Raw genomic sequence first — 15,923 nt, 5'->3', positions numbered from 1 at the left:
TCACATTCGGGATAGCACTGATCATATCATGGGCCATGGGGCGCAATCGTAATGGCGGGACAACGCCTTGGATATCGCGACGCCTTGTCGTGGATGTCGCAGATCATCGGGCCGGATTCGCGCTACGTTTCGCTCGGCCTCATCTATACGCTCGCGATCAGCCTGCTTTCGCTGGCGACGCCGATCTCGGTGCAGATGCTGATCAATTCGGTCGCGCGCACCGCGCTGCCCGCGCCGTTGTGGACGCTGTCGGGCGTGTTGCTGATGCTGCTGCTGATCGTCGCGTTTTTGAGCGCGCTGCGGTTCTATATCATGCATCTGTTCGAACGGCGCTTCTTCGCGCGCGTGGTCGCGCAGATCACGTTGAAGGCGGTGCACGCGCAAAACCCGTTCTTCAATGACGAGAACCGCTACAGCCTGTTCAATCGCTATTTCGACCTGACCATCGTGCAGAAGGCCGTGCCGAGCCTCGTCATCGGTGCGTTCACCATCATATTGCAGGCCGCGGTCGGGCTTGCGGTGACGAGTTTCTATCACCCGTTCTTCCTCGCCTTCAACGCGATCCTGGTGTCGATCTGCGCGCTGATCTGGATCGTGTGGCGGCGGGGGGCGATCACGCAATCGGTGGCGCTGTCCCATGCAAAACATGACGCGGCACACTGGCTGGAAAGCGTGGGCGCGTCGAACGGTTTCTATAAATCCAGCCGCCATCTCGGTTTCGCGATGGACCGGTCGGAGCAGGTGACGGCCCATTACGTCGACACGCACAAGCGCTATTTCCGGTATATCTTCTCGCAGACGCTGGCGTTTTTCCTCGTCTATGCCTTTGCAAGCGCGGCGCTGCTCGCACTCGGCGGGTCGCTGATCCTGAGCGGGGAGCTGACCATCGGGCAGCTTGTCGCGGCGGAGCTCATCCTGTCGGGCGTGTTCTACGGCATTTATCAGCTCGGCTGGTATCTCGACACGTTCTACGACCTCATCGCCAGTTCGGAGGAGCTGATGCTGCTGTTCTCGATTCCTCAGGAAGACGCCGAGGCATCGGGCGAGGCGCCGCGCGACGGGGCGATCCGCATGCGCAATGTGGAGGTCGAGGGCGGTCGGTTCGACTTTTCCGTGAGCAGCGGCGAACAGCTCGTCACCGTGATGGAGCCGGGGGTGGACCGGATGCTCGCGCTCCTGCTCAAACGCCACGCCATGCCGGATCGCGGCATCGTGTCTATCGGCAACAGCGATCTTGGCGCGTTCGACACCTATCTGCTGCGCTCGGCCGTGATGGTGCTCGACCGGCCGACCATCGTGGAGGTCACGATCCGGCAGTATCTTACCCTCGCGGCACCGACGCGGTCGGGCGAGGAGATCGGCCGCGCGCTCGAGCAGGTGGGGCTGAGCCCGCGGATCGCGATGCTGTCGGACGGGCTCGATGCACAGCTTGCGTCGTCGGGCTGGCCGCTGTCCATTGCGGAGGTTATGGCGCTCAAGCTCGCCAATGCCTTGCTCAGCCAGCCGCGCGTGCTGGTGCTCTCGCAATTGTACGACATGATGGCGCTCGACCGGCTACAGGGTGCACTCGACGAGCTGCGCGCGGCGGGCACGACCATATTGCTGAGCACCGGGCGGCCCGAGGCGCTCGAGCGGGACGGCTATCTCTGGCTCGGCCGGACGGAGCAGAAACGGTTTTCCAGCCGCGCCGACATGGTCGCATTCGTCGAAGGCAAGGCGATCCCCAATGCCTGATCGTCCCCAGCACAGCGCCCACTTCACCACGCTGGCCGGCATGCGTCCTCCTCGCATCGCACGCGTCGTCGCGCTCCTGATCTTGGGCGGAATCGCGCTGTCGGCGGCGATCCTGTTCTTCGTCCCCTGGGTGCAGACGGCGCAGGGCACGGGCGAGGTCATCGCGCTCGACCCCGACGACCGGGTGCGCGAGGTGACGTCGCTGATCGCCGGGCGGGTTACCGAATTCTACGTGCAGGACGGCGAGGAAGTGTCCGAAGGCGACCCGATCGCGCGTGTCGAGGATGTCGATCCGCGCCTGATCGAACGTCTTCAGGCCGAGCGCGATCAGCTCATGATGGAGATCGACGCGATCGCGCGGCGGCGGCAGGGCGCCATGCTCGACGTCGACCGCAACCGGCAATTGTTCAACGAAGGGCTGGGCTCCCGCCGCGATTTCGAACAGGCGCAGATTAAGGTCGCGGAGGCCGATGCCACGCTGGCCGATGCGCGCGCGCGGGTGCAGCGCATAGATACCGAACTCAGCCGGCAATCGGCTCAGATCGTGCGTGCGCCGCGCAATGGGCGAGTGCAGCAGATCAATGTCGCGGCGGGAAGCGAGCTCGTCTCGCAAGGCACGGTGCTGGCCGTGATCGCGCCGGAGGAGATCGAGCGCGCCGTCGAGCTTTACATCAACGGGCGCGACGTGCCGCTCATCCATGATGGCAGCCCGGTCCGGCTCGAGTTCGAGGGGTTTCCCGCCGTGCAGCTGAGCGGGTGGCCCTCGCTCGCGCAGGGAATCTATGACGGGCAGGTGCGCTCGGTCGATCCCATCGCGCAGCCGAACGGGCTGTTCCGCGTCATCGTGGAACCGGTTCCGGGAAAGAGCGACTGGCCCGGGCGCCGCTTCGTGCGGCAGGGCAGCAAGGTGATGGGCTGGGTACAAGGCGAGGAAGTGTCGGTCGGCTACGAATTGTGGCGGCAGCTCAACGATTTCCCGCTCGAATTCGGGCCGCGCGCGGATGCGGCCTATGGCGGCGGCGGTGCAGCCGAGGGGGCATCTTCGGGCGCCGGTGGCGGACAGGCGCCGGCGAAATGATCGGACGCGGGCGGGATGGTATCGCGCGGCTGGCGCTGTGTGCCGCGTTGTCGGCAGGCGCGCCCGGCGCGGTGGCGCAGGATGCACCGGACCTCGCGGTCACGCAGCCTGACGAGATGGGCGAACTGGGCGAGGGCACCGTCGTCGCCGACCCGTGGGACCGGAGCCGGCAGCTGCGCTATCCCCGGCCTGCGCAGGACGGGCTTGATACAGCGTCGCTTCCCGACGGTCCGGCAGAGGCGCGCAGCGGTATCCTCACGCTCGACGATGTGCTGCGCTCGTCGGCCCGCACCGCGCCGCAGATCATCGAAACGCTCGCCGGGATCCGGCAGGCCGAGGGGCGCGCGCTGTCCGCGCAGGGTGCGTTCGACATCGTGTTCGATGCCGAGGGGCGTGGGCGGGCGCTCGGCTATTACGACGGCACCTATCTCACCGGAGAGGCGAAGCGGCCGCTGCGCGACAATGGCGGCTATCTCTATGGTAAGTATCGCGTGGCGCGCGGCGATTTCCCGATTTACGAGGACCAGTATTTCACGAACCAGCTGGGCGAGGTGAAGGTTGGCGGGCTGTATTCGCTGCTGCGCGACCGGCTGATCGACGAGCGCCGCGCCAAGCTCAGCATCGCGAGCCAGGACATCGACATCGCCCGCTTCGAATCGCAGGCGACCGCGATCGGCGTGCAGGTGCGCGCGATGCGGGCGTATCAGCAATGGCTGGCCGCCGGCCTGCGGCTCAACGTGTATCGCGACCTGCTCGCGCTGGCCGAGCAGCGGCGCGGCGGCATCTCCCGGCAGATCGAGTTGGGTGCGCGTGCGTCGATCCTGCTGACCGAGAATGATCAGAATCTCGTCCGCCGCCGTGCCCGCGTCATCGATGCGGAGCAGGCATTCGTGTCCGCCGCCAACGATCTTTCGCTGTTCTACCGCGATGCCGACGGCCGACCCGTGCGCCCCACCGCCGCGCAATTGCCGGCAAGCGGCGCCGCGCTGGCGGGGCCGGGGGCGGTCGTCGAAAGCTTCGCCCTGCGCGACCGGCCGGAGATCCGGACCCTCCTCGCCCGCGTGGATCAGGGGCTGGCGAGGCTGGCGCTGGCGGAGAACGATCTGTCACCCCGCCTCGACGCATTTGGCGAGGTCGGCAAGGATTTCGGCGCCGAAGCGCTTGGCGGGCCGAGCCGGACCCCGCTTGAGCTGATCGTGGGGTTCCGCTTTTCCATGCCGCTCGAAAACCGGGCCGCGCGGGGGCGTATCCGCACGGCGCAGGGCGAGCTCGACGCGCTCGAATGGCGGCAGCAGTATCAGCGGGACCAGATCGTCAACGAGATCGAGAATCTCGCCATCGAGATCGAGACGACGCGCCGCCTCGTCGAGATTACCGAACAGGAGCTCGCGCTCGCACAGAAGCTTGCCGCCGCCGAACGCCGCCGCTTTCAGCTGGGAGCAGCCGATTTCTTCATCGTCAATCAACGCGAGGAACTGGTCGCGGATATCGCTGTCCGGCTGGTCGATACGCAATTGCGCTATGCCGCGGCGAAGGCCGCCTATGCCGCCGCGGTCGTCGACCGGGAGGCGCTCGGCCTCGTTCGCTAGCGCCCGCCGGGCTTAGCCTGCAAGCTGCACCACCTGCTGCACCGCGAGGATGACGAACAGCACGGCGGACCCTGCGAGCGTCACATTCGCGACCGCGCCATTGCGGGCGGCGGCAGGCAGCCGGTCCGAATTGTTGAGCAACAGCAGCGTGATCGCCAGAAACGGCATGAAAAGCGCGCCGAACGCACCATAGACGATCACCAGCAGAAAGGGCCGGTCCGCGAAGAGCAGGATCATCGGCGGAAAGGTCAGCCAGCCGAGGTACACGCGATAGGCCGTGCTGCCCTCGCGCCCGCCTTCGACCTCGTCACGCCCGCGCAGCTGATACCACCAGTCGGAGAAGAACAGGCTCATCCCCTGCCACACGCCGAGCAGCGAGGACACCGATGTCGCGGCGAAACCGACGAGGAACAGCGTGGCGACGATCCGGCCGAACCGCGCTTCGAGCACGTCCGACAGGCCGAGCAATCCGCGGTCGCTATCCTCCAGCGCGATACCGGCGGAATGGAGCAGTTCGGCGCCCACGATCAACATGGCGACCACGAAAATGCCGGTCACGACATAGGCGACCGCATTGTCCACGCGCATCATCGGCAACCATGGCGTGCCGCGCCACCCCTTCGCCTGAGTCCAGTAGCCATAGGCCGCGGTCGTAATCGTGCCCCCGACCCCGCCGATCAGGCCGAGCGTGTAGAACAGCGACCCCTCCGGCAGCGAAAATGCCATCCCCCGCGCGAGGTCCGGCAGGCCGGGCGCGACCAGGATCGCAAGGCCGACCATGATGACGAACATCGTACCCACCAGGACCTTCATCACCGTTTCGAAGGTGTCGTAGCGGTTGAACCACACGAACACGAAACCGAACAGCCCCGCGATCATCGCCCAGCTGCGCAGCGAGAGCACCGGGAACAGCGCGGTGAGCGGGAGCGCGGTCGCGCTCATCGCCGTGGCGCCGTAGATGAAGCCCCAGATGACGACGTAGATCCCGAAATACCATCCCGTCCACCGGCCGAGCGAGCGCCAGCCGGCAAGGATGGTCGAGCCGGTGGCGAGGTGATAGCGCGCCGACCCTTCGGAAAGCGCGATCTTCACGATGCATCCCGCCACCGCCGCCCATAACAGCGCATAGCCAAATCGCGACCCCGCGATGAGCGTGGCGACCAGATCGCCGGCCCCGACGCCTGTCGCCGCGACGACGATGCCGGGGCCAAGATGGCGCCACATCCGTCCGCGCGGCGGAGGAGCCTCCCCCGCGTCCGGCCCGGTCGCGGTATGCCGCCCTGCGCTATCGGCTGTGTCGCTCATCGATTTTTGCCTCCCGTTTCCTCGTCGTTACAGGGGCAGGGGGGTAAGCGGAAGCCCGCCGGCAAGGATCAGCGCGCGCCGCCCAGAAGGGTCGGGCCGTCGATCGTGAATTTCAGGCCAAGCACCAGCGCATCGGGAATATCCGTGGTGCGGAACGGGGCGCCGGTCTGATCCGGGTCGATGATATATTGCACGTTCGGCGATATGCGGATCGCGGGCGTGAGCTGCATGCCGTAATGCAATTCCGCCATGTACTGGTGCCGCGCAATATCCGCGGTTCCGCCCGCCGACACGCGCGCTGCGCCCATGCGCGCGATGGCGAGGTCGGAAAAACGTTGATCCGTGATCATGATGCCGAACGTATCGGTGTCGCGGCCCGCGAACGTGCCGGTCTGCACGGCGCCCACCGCCCGGAAATCCGACAGCTCCACCTCGCCCGAAAGATTGGTCATGACCACGCCGAATAGCGAGAGGCCGCGCGGATCGCCGTTTCCGGCGCCGGTGACTTTCTGTTCGGCGCGGAAATAGAGGCCCGACCGGCCCCGGCGCTCCAACGGATCGCGCCCGCTCAGAATCGCGATGCCGCCTGCCTCGTCGCGAAGCGGATCGGCATATTTCCCCCGGTCGATCCACCCGCCGAGAATGTAGCGGCCCGGCAACCCGGACACCAATCCCGCATCCGGCGTATATTCGATCTCCCACGGCATGACGACGCCGGTCGCGCCCGAAAAGCCGAAGACAAAACCGTTGTCGTCGGCGCGCTTGCGCTCGGGATTGACCTCGTAGACGCCAACATGGAGCGCGATGTCGTCGGTGAAGGCGGCGCGGGCATGCGCCATCCAGCTCGACGCCGGGAAATAGGTGAAATTGCTGTTCTTGAAGACGAAGGTCGGATTGCCGCAGATCGCATTGCTCTGAAAATGACAGTAGAGCGGCGAATTGAGGAAATGGATATTGGCGACGCTCTTGCCCGCCTCGATCATGAGCCGGTCGTCAAGCAAGCGCTGTTCGTAGGTGAGGATGGCGAGATGCGTGTTCTGCGTCCCGAAAACCTCCTGAACCGAGGTGTTGTTGCCGATCGCCACGTCGGTCAGGCTCTTGCCATGGCGGTTGGTGACCGCGGCGTGCACCGTGCCGCCCGAAAGGCCCGCGATACGCTCCATGTCGAGATCGGCCCCTACATAGATCTGCCCCGTATAGGCCGCGTCCGTGCGGATCCCGCCGGTGAGATTGGTGGCGCCCTCGCCGGTATAGCTGAGCGCGAGGGTGATGCCCTCCTCGGCGAAGGGCTGGTACGGGTTGCGCGGACCCGTGGCCGGTTCGGGGAGCGAGGGCGGCGGCAGGTCGGCGGGGTCCGACACGGCGCTGCCCGCGTCGCGCGCCACCTGCGCCGTCACAGGCGATGCGAGCATGAGGGCAGGCACGAGAGCGAGGGCGGCGGTCGCCGCGTGGCGCGCGAATGGCGCGGGGGTGGCGGGCAGGGCAGCGCCCGCCCGGACAGAGGTTCCGGACATGGGAAGATACTCCTTGGGGAGAGATGCGTTACGCGGGCGGCGTGCCGGTGGCGGCAGGCGGCGCCGCGCGTTTGAGAAGGCCGATCAGCGCCGCGCTCACCGCCGTTCCCGCCACGATCGCCAGCGCGTAGAGCGCCACATGCGTCACCGCGCCGGGTATCGGCAGCACGAAGATACCGCCGTGGGGTACGCGCAGCTGAACGCCCGCGACCATCGAAATGGCCCCGGCGGTGGACGCCCCGGCGATGAAGGCCGGGATCATGCGAAGCGGGTCGCGCGCGGCAAACGGAATCGCCCCTTCGGTCACGAAGGCGAGACCCAGCACCGCCGCCGCGCCGCCCGCCTCGCGCTCTTCTGCGGAAAAGCGGGCGGCGAAGAGCCGGGTCGCCAGCGCGGCGGCGAGCGGCGGGGTCATGCCGGCGGCCATCACCGCGGCCATCGGGGCGTAGATATTGCTGGCAAGGGCGCCGATGCCGAAAGCGTAGGCCGCCTTGTTCACCGGGCCGCCCATGTCGAAGGCCATCATCGCGCCGAGGATGAGGCCGAGCACGATCGCGCTCGACCCCTGCATCGCGCGCAGCCATTCAGTCATCGCCGAAAGCGCGAGCGCAACCGGCGCCCCGATGGCGTAGATCATCAACAATCCGGTGATCAGCGTGCCGAGCACCGGCAGCACCAGCACCGGCATCAACCCGCGCAGGTTCTTGGGCAACACGATCACGCGGTTGAGCCAGTACACGCCGTAGCCCGCGACGAAACCGGCCACGATCCCGCCCAGGAACCCGGCGCCCAGCGAATTGGCGAGCATGCCGCCGATCATGCCGGGCGCGATGCCGGGCCTGTCCGCGATGGAAAAGGCGATATAGCCCGCCAGCGCCGGCACGATCAGCGCAAAGCCGCCCTCCGCCCCGATCCGGAACAGCGCATGGGCCAGCGTGCCCTCGGCTGCCTCGGCATTGGCGTCGATCCCGCCCAGCGCGAACGCCATGGCGATGAGCAGCCCGCCCGCCACCACGAAGGGCAGCATGAAGGACACGCCGGTCATCAAATGCTTGTAAGGGCCGGTCCGCTCCTTCGCCGCGGGTTGGGCGGTGTCCTGCGCGGCGGGGGTGTCGCCTTGCACCGATGCCTCGGCGAGGGCGCGTTCGATGAGAGCGGCGCCGCCGGAGATGGCGGGCTTCGTGCTGGAGGCAAAGACACGCTTTCCGGCGAAACGGGACCGGTCCACCTCGCGGTCGGCGGCGATGATGACGACATCCGCCGCCGCGATTTCCGCATCGGAGAGCGGCTCTCCCGCACCGACCGACCCTTGCGTTTCGACGCGGATCGCATGGCCGAGCCGTTTGGCGCCTTCCTGCAACCCCTCCGCCGCCATGAAGGTGTGGGCGATGCCGGTGGGGCAGGACGTGACCGCGACGATGCGCCGGTTTGCGGCCATAGGGGCGGTGTCGGCGGGCCCGGTTCCGCTCTCGTCAAATACCGCATCCGGGTCGGCCAGCACGGCGTCCAGCGTCATGCACCGATCCGCGCGTTCGACAAGTTCGGGCGCCATGGTGTCCAGCGGGCCGATCAGCAGCAACGTGCCATCCGCGCCCGGCGCCCCATCGGGCAGCGGATCGACCGCGCCGTTTGGCGTGCGCACCTCGATATCCGCCGAATGCCCCTTGGCACGCGCGGCCTTGCGCAAGGCTTCGGCGGCGAGGAAGGCGCGCACGCCTGCCGCTTCGTCGGCGACGATTACATGGAATTTGGTCATTCGGCCTCTCCCAGCCCGTTCGTGCGTTCCAGCCTTGCCGCATTGTCACGGCGCCCGTGTGTCTCGGGCTTGTCCAGCCAGCGGATTTCGACTTTTGCCGCCAATGTCCCGATCTCGGCGGCGGGGGGGAGGTTCGGTCCCTCCCGGCTCAATTTGCCCACCGCGAAGGCCGTGGCGAGCCGGGCGATCCTTTCAAGCGGCTCCTCCTCGATCAGGGCGGCGGCGATACCGGCCACCATCGCATCGCCCGCGCCGACCGTGCTGGCGATGGTGTCGACGGGAAGACGGGCGGTCAGCGCCCCCTCGCGTGAAACGAACAGCGCCCCGTCCTCACCCGCCGACACCACGACCCATGCCACGCCGCGGCGGTGGAGCCTGTGCGCGGCGTCGAGCAATTCGTCCGTTGTCCCGAGCGGTTGCCCGATCCATTCGGCAAGCTCGTCGCGATTGGGCTTTACTGCATGGGGCGAGGCATCGGCATCGAGCGCCAGCCGAAGCGGCACCCCGCTGGTATCGAGGAGGACGGTGCAGCCCCGTTCGCGCAGCCGCGCCGTCAGGGTCGCGTAAATATCGGGCGGACATCCCGGCGGCACGCTCCCCGCGAGCACGACGAGATCGCCGGCACGCGACACCGTTGCCAGTTCTTCGCAAAGCGCGTCCGCCATTTCCGTGGTAACCGCGGCGCCGCTGAGGTTGATGTCGGTGGTGCCGGCCTCGTCCACGAGCTTCAAATTGGTGCGGGTCGCGCCGCCGACATGGGTCATCCGGTCCGCAACGGATTTTGCATCGAAAAGCGTATCGAACGGCGCCGCATTGTCGGACCCCAGGAACCCGTAGGCCGCGATTTCGCCAACCGGATGCGCCGCCCGCCAATCGGCAAGGCAGCTTGCGACATTGATCCCCTTGCCGCCCGCATGGGCGCGGGTGTCGCGGGCGCGGTGCACGGCGCCGGGGGTGAGCCGGTCCAGCGTGACCGTCTGATCAATGGCGGGGTTGAGCGTGACGGTCAGAATGCTCATGCCGTCGCGCCCTGCGCTTCGTTGGCGGCGCCATGCGGTTCGGTGGGCGAGCCTTTACGGTCGAGCGCGCGAACATCGTCGGCGCCCGCGGCGCGCAGCGCGTGGCCGGCTAGCGTCTCCAGATCGGCGAGGCTGGACGTGCGCAGGCGTGCCTTCACCGCGGGAATATCGCGCGGCGTCATGGACAGTTCCGTCACGCCGAGCCCCGCCAGGATCGCCGCCCCGAAAGGATCGCCGGCAAGCCCGCCGCACACGCCGACCCACCGGCCATGCGCCCGGGCCCCCTCGACACAGGTGGCGATAAGGTTGAGCACGGCGGGGTGAAGGCTGTCCGCCTCGCTCGCCAGTTCGGGGTTCTGCCGGTCGATGGCGAGCGCATATTGCGTGAGATCGTTGGTTCCGACCGAAAAGAAATCGGCATGTTCGGCAAGCACGCGGGCCTGCACCGCGGCGGCGGGCACCTCGATCATGATGCCGATGGGCACCGCGGGGGCGTCCAGCTCGGCCCGGATTTCCTCGCACCGGGCGCGCAGCCTGATCAGCTCCCATGCCGAGGTGATCATCGGGAACATGATGGAGAGCGATCCGCCGCCCTTCGCCGCGCGGTAGAGCGCGCGCAATTGCGGGTCGAGCAGGTCGGGCCGGCGCAGCAGCAACCGCGCGCCCCGCACGCCGAGAAACGGGTTCTCCTCCTGCGGCAGGGCCAGATGCGGGACCTGCTTGTCACCGCCGATGTCGAGCGCGCGCACGATGAGCGGGCGGCCGTCGAGCGCGTCGATCATCGCGCGATAGATGCCATATTGCGCGTCCTCGTCCGGGGTTTCGCCCGCCTCGAGGAACAGGAACTCGGTCCGCATCAGCCCGACCCCTTCGCCGCCCTGCGTCATCGCGAAGGAGACCTGATCGGGGCGGTTCACATTGGCGGAAACCTCGATCCGCACGCCATCGCTGGTGATCGCGGGCTTGCCACGCTCGGCTTCCTGCGCCGCGCGTTGCCGGTCCAGTTTCGCGATCCAGTCGCGCGCGGATTGCAGATCCTGCGCCGCCGGATTGATCCAGATGCGCCCGCTGTCGCCGTCGACGATGGCGGTGGTGCCGGGCCGCGTCGCGAGCAGTTTCGCGCCGCCCGCCACGACCGACGGCAGGCCGAGCGTCCGCGCCAGGATCGCGCTATGCGAGGTGGGCCCGCCGAGTGCGGTGGCGATGCCCGCGACCCGTTCGGTGTCGAGCGTGGCCGTGTCCGACGGCGAAAGATCGGACGCGACGAGGATCACCGGCGCATCGGGAAGATCGGCCAGCGACCCGTTCGACAACGACGGATCGAGCTGTGCCAGGACGCGGCGGCCCACATCGCGCAGATCCGCGGCCCGCGCCGCCAGCACCGGATTGCCGAGCGCCGCGAAACGCCCGGCGATCCGTTCCACCGCATTGTGCCATGACCAGGCGACCCCGTGCCCCTCGACCATCATCTGACACGCGAGGGTGATGAGGTCGGTATCGTCGAGCAATTCGGCCTGCGCCGTGAAGATCGCCGCATCGCCCGCGCCCAGCCGCCGGGTCGTGTCATCGATCAACGCCTTAATATGCGCGCGCGTCGTGCCCAGCGCGGCATCGAGCTCGGCACCGCCCGTCACGAGATCGACCGGCGTGTCGGGCACGTCGAGTTCGGCCGCGGCCAGCACGTGGACGGTGCCGATGGCAAGGCCGGGGCTCGCCGCGACGCCGGTCACCATTTCGGCCTCGTGTTCCGGCTTCCAGCCGTGGATCGGCGCGGCGGCCTTTTCCTCGGCGCGTTCGGCATCGCGCTTTTCACGGGCGGAGAGGCTGCGCGCCGTGCGCACGAGCGCGTCGAGCGCATCGCGCGCGCCGTCCCCCTCGGCCGAGAACACGATTTCATCGCCGGCACGAAGCCCGAGTTGCAGCAGGGAGATCAGGCTGCGCGGGTCGGCGCTTTCGTTCTCGTGGCGCACGCGGAGCCGGGCCTTGCCGGACTTGGCGCTGTCGACCCAGGCGGCGGCGGGCCGGGCGTGCAGGCCGGAGGGGTAGTCGACGACCCATGTCTCGCTCTGCGCGAAATCGGTGGCGTCGGCGGTTTCGCGGTCGGGCGCCTCGTCGGTTTCGAGCGCGCGGGCGATCATGTCCGGATCGTCCGCCTCGATCAGCGCGCGAAGCCGGTCCTCATCCTGAATAAGCCGGGTCAACCGGCGCAGGATGACGATGTGATTGTCGGAATTGGCGGCGATGCCGACGACCAGATGCGCAACCTGTCCGGGGTTCCATTCCACCCCGTCGCGCAGTTGGAGCACCGCGATGCCGCCGTGATGCACGAGCCCGCGATCTTCCTTCAGCCCGTGTGGGATCGCGACGCCTGAACCCAGGAACGTGTTCGCCACCGCCTCGCGCGAGAGCATCGATTCGGCATAGCCGGGATCGACCGCGCCGCCCGCCACGAGAAGCTGGCCTGCCTGGCGGATCGCATCGTCCTTCGACGCGGCGGTGGCGGCGATGCGGATGTGCGATTTGCGCGCGTGCGTCGGCGTGGGGCCTGCCGGCATGGTGATTCTCCCGCTGGGTACGTTTCTTATGCGTGCGAGAAAACGTTTTCTCGGCGTCTTTGTCAAGGGTTGGCTTGCTCTGCGCCGTGATATTCGCCATCGTCGAACCGTTCGGACCACGCGATACGCGCAAAGAAAGAGAACGTTTTCATGGCAGTCGGCATCCGCGATGTGGCACGGGAAGCCAATGTCTCCCCCGCCACCGTTTCCCGCGTGCTCGGCGGAAAGCCGGTCAATCCGGCCATGCGCGAGCGGGTGTTGCAGGCCGTCGAACGCACAGGTTACCGCCCCAATCTCGCCGCCCGGCGGCTGCGCTCGCAGCGGTCCAACACCATCGGGCTGATCGTCGCCGACATCCGCAACCCGTTCTTCACCGCCGTATCCCGCACGATCGAGGATATCGCGGCACAGCGCGGGATGCGCGTGATCCTGTGCAACACGGACGAGGACGCGGCGAAGGAGGCCGCCTATCTCGATCTCATGGCGCAGGAGCGGGTGAGCGGGGTGATCCTGGCCCCTGCGCGGAGGAAGGGTGCCGGGCGCAGGCCACCGCCCAGGCCGGATTTCCCGGTCGTGCTCATCGACCGGACGATACCGGGCGCGACGTTCGATTGCGTGATCCTCGAAAATGCGGCGATGGCTGGCGAGCTGGTCGACCATCTCGCACAGGCGGGGCACAGGCGGATCGTCGGCCTGTTCGGCGCCGACAGCGGGACCGGGCGCGAACGGCGCGAAGGGTTCGAGGAGGCATCGGCCCGGCACGCACTCGACGCGACGAGCCACCTTATCCCCCATGGCGAGACGGAGGGCGCGCAAATGTTGCGCGATCTCCTTTGCACGGCCGAACGTCCCGACGCGATCATGGCGAGCAATGGGGTGATGCTGCTCGGTGTCCTGCGTGCGTTGCGCGCGCTGCACATCGACGTGCCGGGCGATATCGCGCTTGCCGGGTTCGACAATAATGACTGGATGGAATTCGTGGGGCAGGGGCTGACCGTGATAGAACAGCCGGTGGAGGATATTGGTGCCACGGCCATGACGATGCTGCTCGACCGGATCGACAACCCGGATGCCGCCGCGCGCCGGGTCGTGCTGCGCGGACAGCTTGTCGCGCGCGGATCCACCGTCCCCCCGGCTGGTACGCCTGCCCCCGGAACAGGAGCACCTGCATGAAAACGAAACCACCGCTCGGTCCCGCAACCCGGCTCTGCATGTCGCTGTCGGGGCGGCCGGGACGTTCGGGCACGATCTTCCACAACCGGCTCTACGAATTGCTCGGTCTCGATTATATCTACAAGTCGTTCGGGACCACCGACCTCGCCGCGGCGGTGGCGGGCATTCGGGGCCTGGGCATTCGCGGCTGCGCCATCTCGATGCCGTTCAAGGAGGATGTGATCGCGCTGATCGACAGGGTGGAGCCGTCGGTGCGCGCGATCGACAGCGTGAATACCATCGTCAATGACGATGGCGTGCTCATCGGCCATAACACCGATTTCGTGGCGGTGCGCGATATTGTGGCGGCGGCGGGAATCGCGCCAACGACCCCCTTCGTCCTGCGCGGCAGCGGCGGCATGGCCAAGGCGGTGACGGCCGCGTTGCGCGATCTCGGCTTTGGCACGGGCACCATCGTGGCGCGGAACGGCGAAACGGGGCCGGCACTGGCCGAAAAATACGGCTATGGCTGGCGTGCCGATCCGGGCGAACCGGGCGCGGCCATGCTGATCAACGTGACACCGCTTGGCATGGAGGGCGTTGATGCGGACGCGCTGGCCTTTCCGCCCGCGCATGTCGAGGCGGCGCATGTCGCGTTCGACGTCGTGGCGCAGCCGGTCGAGACGCCCTTCATCAAAATGTCGCGCGCGCAGGGCAAACGCGTGCTAACCGGGGCCAGTGTCATCGTGCTTCAGGCGGTCCGGCAATTCGTGCTCTATACCGGGCACACGCCGACGCCCGCGATGATCGAGGAGGCCGCCGCGCTCGCCCATGGGCAGGAGGCCGCCGCCGAAATTGCCGCCGTGCTGGCTGCCTGAAAGCGCAGGAGAATGAACGACATGACGACGACGGACACGATGACCCGGGACGACACCGCAACGCCCCGCATGACCGGGCGCCCCACGCTGAGCCGGTTCCTCATCGATCAGCAACGCCAGCCCGACTCGACCTGCCCGGCGGAATTGCGCCTGCTGATCGAGACGATCGCGCGGGCCTGCAAGGTGATCAATCACGCCATTTCCAAAGGCGCACTCGGCGATGTGCTCGGCAGTCTTCAGTCCGAGAACGTGCAGGGCGAGGTGCAGAAGAAGCTGGACGTGATCGCCAATGATTTGCTGCTCGACGCGAACGAATGGGGCGGGCATCTCGCCGGCATGGCGTCGGAGGAGATGGAGGCGATCCACCCCATCCCGAACCGCTATCCCAAGGGCGAATATCTGTTGCTGTTCGATCCGATCGACGGGTCGAGCAATGTCGATGTCGATCTTTCGGTGGGCACGATCTTCTCGATCCTGCGCGCGCCGGAGGACAGCGCGGGCCGCGATGTGCGCGAGGCCGATTTCCTGCAACCCGGACGGTGTCAGGTGGCCTCCGGCTACGCGATCTACGGGCCGCAGACGCTCATGGTGCTGAGCGTGGGGACGGGCGTGTATGAATTCACGCTCGATAGCGAGATCGGGTCGTGGCGGATGACCGACGGGCCGATCACGATTCCCGGCGGCACGCCCGAATTCGCGATCAACATGGCGCGGCGGCGGCAATGGTCGCCCGGCATCGCCCGCTTTGTCGAAGAGCGTATTCTTGGCACCGAAGGGCCGCTCGGCAAGGATTACAACATGCGCTGGACCGCCTCGATGGTGGCGGACGTGCACCGCATTCTGAAGCGTGGGGGCGTGTTCCTCTACCCCGGCGATCACCGGCGGGACGGCAAGGCGAAGCTGCGGCTGCTATACGAGGCGAACCCGATGAGCTTCCTGATTGAGCAGGCCGGCGGCGCGGCAACCGACGGCGCCACGCGGATCCTCGACATAGACCCGGTCGGCCTGCATCAGCGCGTCGGCGTCATCCTCGGCGATGGCGAAGAGGTGGCTGCCGCAACGCCGTAGCGGCCGGACCATCGGCGCAGATGCGGCGCGTCATGGCCGCGGGGTTATGACTGGTCCGGTCGGCATGACGGCTTTCCGACAAGACCGGTCCGGCCCCACGCCACTGGAAACAGGCGATCGCCGTGAAGCCTTGGCCGAAGGTTTGTACGCGATCGAGGAAGCGCAACTCGCGAACGACCGCAGCCATTGGCGACGAAAGGTCGGATGCGATGCATCCGGCCGATGATGGTCTGCGGCTCCGGGCTTCCTGTGGTGTCTTTGGCTATAGTTTGCGG

General features: G+C 67.4%; 11 protein-coding genes. 6 read left to right on the top strand and 5 right to left on the bottom strand.

What is annotated here, in order from left to right; translation table 11 throughout:
* Positions 1–51 precede the first annotated feature (51 nt).
* Genes Q0897_RS05695 through Q0897_RS05685 form a run of 3 tightly spaced genes read left to right on the top strand, consistent with a single transcriptional unit; the run spans position 52 to position 4,401 of the window.
* Positions 52–1,734, top strand: coding sequence for an ABC transporter ATP-binding protein (locus Q0897_RS05695; RefSeq protein ID WP_299308122.1), 1,683 nt, complete (start codon positions 52–54; stop codon positions 1,732–1,734).
* The gene (locus Q0897_RS05690) at positions 1,727–2,812 is read left to right on the top strand and encodes an HlyD family efflux transporter periplasmic adaptor subunit (RefSeq protein ID WP_299308121.1); all 1,086 of its coding nucleotides are present in this window, start codon (positions 1,727–1,729) and stop codon (positions 2,810–2,812) included. The genes Q0897_RS05695 and Q0897_RS05690 overlap by 8 nt, the downstream gene beginning before the upstream one ends.
* Entirely contained in the window at positions 2,809–4,401 is a 1,593-nt protein-coding gene (locus Q0897_RS05685; RefSeq protein ID WP_299308120.1) for a TolC family protein, read from the top strand. The genes Q0897_RS05690 and Q0897_RS05685 overlap by 4 nt, the downstream gene beginning before the upstream one ends.
* A gap of 12 nt (positions 4,402–4,413) precedes the next feature.
* On the opposite strand, the gene Q0897_RS05680 is transcribed toward Q0897_RS05685, so the two are convergent.
* The 5 genes from Q0897_RS05680 to ptsP all read right to left on the bottom strand — a co-directional run bounded on the left by Q0897_RS05680 (position 4,414) and on the right by ptsP (position 12,550).
* Positions 4,414–5,706 (bottom strand): Nramp family divalent metal transporter, encoded by a 1,293-nt coding sequence (locus Q0897_RS05680; RefSeq protein WP_299308119.1) that lies wholly within the window; start codon positions 5,704–5,706, stop codon positions 4,414–4,416.
* Positions 5,707–5,774: 68 nt separating this feature from the next.
* A complete protein-coding gene (locus Q0897_RS05675) occupies positions 5,775–7,220 on the bottom strand; it encodes a carbohydrate porin (protein ID WP_299308118.1) in 1,446 nt (481 codons plus the stop codon).
* A gap of 28 nt (positions 7,221–7,248) precedes the next feature.
* Positions 7,249–8,976, bottom strand: a complete 1,728-nt coding sequence (locus Q0897_RS05670; RefSeq protein WP_299308117.1) for a fructose-specific PTS transporter subunit EIIC — start codon at positions 8,974–8,976, stop codon at positions 7,249–7,251.
* Positions 8,973–9,995 (bottom strand): 1-phosphofructokinase, encoded by a 1,023-nt coding sequence (pfkB, locus tag Q0897_RS05665; RefSeq protein WP_299308116.1) that lies wholly within the window; start codon positions 9,993–9,995, stop codon positions 8,973–8,975. The genes Q0897_RS05670 and pfkB overlap by 4 nt, the downstream gene beginning before the upstream one ends.
* On the bottom strand, positions 9,992–12,550 hold the full coding sequence (gene ptsP, locus Q0897_RS05660) for a phosphoenolpyruvate--protein phosphotransferase (protein ID WP_299308115.1): 2,559 nt from the start codon (positions 12,548–12,550) through the stop codon (positions 9,992–9,994). Before ptsP ends, pfkB begins: the two co-directional genes overlap by 4 nt.
* A 150-nt stretch (positions 12,551–12,700) precedes the next feature.
* Between ptsP and Q0897_RS05655 the strand changes: the two genes are divergently transcribed.
* From Q0897_RS05655 to Q0897_RS05645, 3 genes are all read left to right on the top strand, one after another.
* Positions 12,701–13,723 (top strand): LacI family DNA-binding transcriptional regulator, encoded by a 1,023-nt coding sequence (locus tag Q0897_RS05655; RefSeq protein WP_299308114.1) that lies wholly within the window; start codon positions 12,701–12,703, stop codon positions 13,721–13,723.
* Entirely contained in the window at positions 13,720–14,580 is an 861-nt protein-coding gene (locus Q0897_RS05650; RefSeq protein ID WP_299308113.1) for a shikimate 5-dehydrogenase, read from the top strand. Before Q0897_RS05655 ends, Q0897_RS05650 begins: the two co-directional genes overlap by 4 nt.
* A gap of 69 nt (positions 14,581–14,649) precedes the next feature.
* Positions 14,650–15,648 (top strand): class 1 fructose-bisphosphatase, encoded by a 999-nt coding sequence (locus Q0897_RS05645; protein ID WP_299308177.1) that lies wholly within the window; start codon positions 14,650–14,652, stop codon positions 15,646–15,648.
* Positions 15,649–15,923: the final 275 nt, after the last annotated feature.

The sequence above is a fragment of the uncultured Croceicoccus sp. genome (assembly GCF_947496385.1).
Taxonomy (GTDB): Bacteria; Pseudomonadota; Alphaproteobacteria; order Sphingomonadales; family Sphingomonadaceae; genus Croceicoccus.
This window is presented reverse-complemented; position numbering and strand designations above follow the sequence as displayed.